This is a genomic window from Streptomyces africanus, from assembly GCF_002150735.1.
Taxonomy (GTDB): domain Bacteria; phylum Actinomycetota; class Actinomycetes; order Streptomycetales; family Streptomycetaceae; genus Streptomyces; species Streptomyces africanus.
Genome location: NZ_MUKA01000291.1, coordinates 1 through 1,581, shown reverse-complemented (window position 1 = coordinate 1,581; position 1,581 = coordinate 1). Strand labels below are relative to the sequence as shown.

General features: G+C 79.8%; 2 pseudogenes. One reads left to right on the top strand and one right to left on the bottom strand.

Annotated features, from left to right (window positions below):
- Positions 1-1,329: pseudogene (locus CCL05_RS47325) on the bottom strand (hypothetical protein); the annotation flags it as partial.
- Between the two features lie 42 nt (positions 1,330-1,371).
- Here CCL05_RS47325 and CCL05_RS47320 point away from each other — a divergent pair.
- Positions 1,372-1,581: pseudogene (locus tag CCL05_RS47320) on the top strand (hypothetical protein); the annotation flags it as partial.

The following is a 1,581-nucleotide window of genomic DNA, read 5'->3' as shown; positions in this document are numbered from 1 at the left end:
GTCGACGCCGCTGCCGACGGTGGGCAGACGTCCGGTGGGCAGACCTCTGGTGGAGGGCGGCGCCGGGCGCGGCGGGCCACCACCGATGCCTTCCTGGACGGTGACGTTCCGGCTGAGGGTGAGGGGACCGACGGATCCGACGGTGGGTCCGGTGGGTCCGGTGCCGAGGGGGCTGCGCCCACCGGGCGGCGGCGGAGGCGGGCCGCCGGGGAACCGGCTGCCCTTCCCGCGCAGGCTTCCGGTGAGGGTGCTGCCGTGTCGGGCGGCACCGGGCGCCGGCGGCGTGCGGCCGAGGGCTCCGGTGCGGCCGCGGCCCTGCCTGTCGGGGGTGCCGTCCAGGGTGTCGCCGAGGGGGCCGTCGTCACGGCCGCCGAGCATGCGGCGGGGACCGCCGCCTCGGGCACGGGGCTGGGCGGGACCGTTCCGCCGCAGGGCGTGCCCGCGCCCCCCTCCGGGCGGCGGGCCCGGCATGAGCCCGGCGAGCAGCACGCGCTGCCGCCTGCGCTGCCCGCGCCGTCCGGTGACGCCACCGCGGGATCCGCCGATGCGGCCCAGGGCCAGGGCCAGGGCCAGGGGCAGGGGCAGGCTTCGCAGCCGAGCGGGCGTCGGCGGCGGGCGCTGGCTGCCGCGGCCGAGCGGGCGGCTGCTCAGGAGGCGGCCGCAGGGCCGCGTCCGGTGTTCGCCCTGCCGCCGGCCGAGGCGGATCAGGCCCCGGCCGGCCCGGCCGACCAGGGGCAGCAAGTCGCGGCAGGTGTGCCCGGTCAGGGACAGGTGCCGGACCCGGCGCACGGGGGCGTGGCGGTTTCCGGTCCGGCTGCCGGCGGTGCCGGGGTGGCCGAGGAGGGGCGGCACGACGCCGTCCCGCACGACCAGTCCGCCGATCACACTCCGCCCCAGCCGCATCCCACGAGTGCGCCGACCGGGCGTCGGCGGCGGGCCGTGGCGGCTCAGCCGGCCGACGGAGCCGGAGCGCAGGCGCCGGGTACGCCGGGTGCGGTGGCCGGTTCGCCGGTGCAGGGCGCTGGGCAGCAGGCTGCTGTGCCGACGGGTTCCGTGCCCGCGGGGGCCGTGCAGGGGGTTCCCGCGCAGCAGGACGTCACCGGTCAGGTTCCGGCGGGTCAGGCCGCTCCGGGGCAGGTCGCTCCCGGTACGGCCGTGCCGCCACAGGGCGTGGCGGTCCCGCCGCAGGGGAATGCCGCTCAACCGCAGGCCAACGCCGTTCATCCCCAGGGCAACGTGCCGCAACCGCAGGGCACCGCAGTCCCGCCCCAGGGCGTCGCCGTACCCCCGCAGGGCGTGTCCGTCCCCGCCCCGGGCGGTCTCGGGCACAGCGTGCAGGCCGCGGCCCTCCCGGGGCAGGCGCTTCAGCCCGTGTCCCCGAACCAGCCCCTCGGCGCACAGCCTCTGCCGCAGCAGGGCGTCGCCGCGCCGGAGCAGCAGACCTCCGCCGGTCAGCCGCTCCCCGCCGAGGCCGCTCCCGGACAGGGCACCCCGGCTCAGGGGACCGCTGCTCCGGGCAACCCCGTCCAGGTCACACCCGCCCCCGGAGCAGCGGTCCCCTGGGCCGGGGTGCCCTGTCCG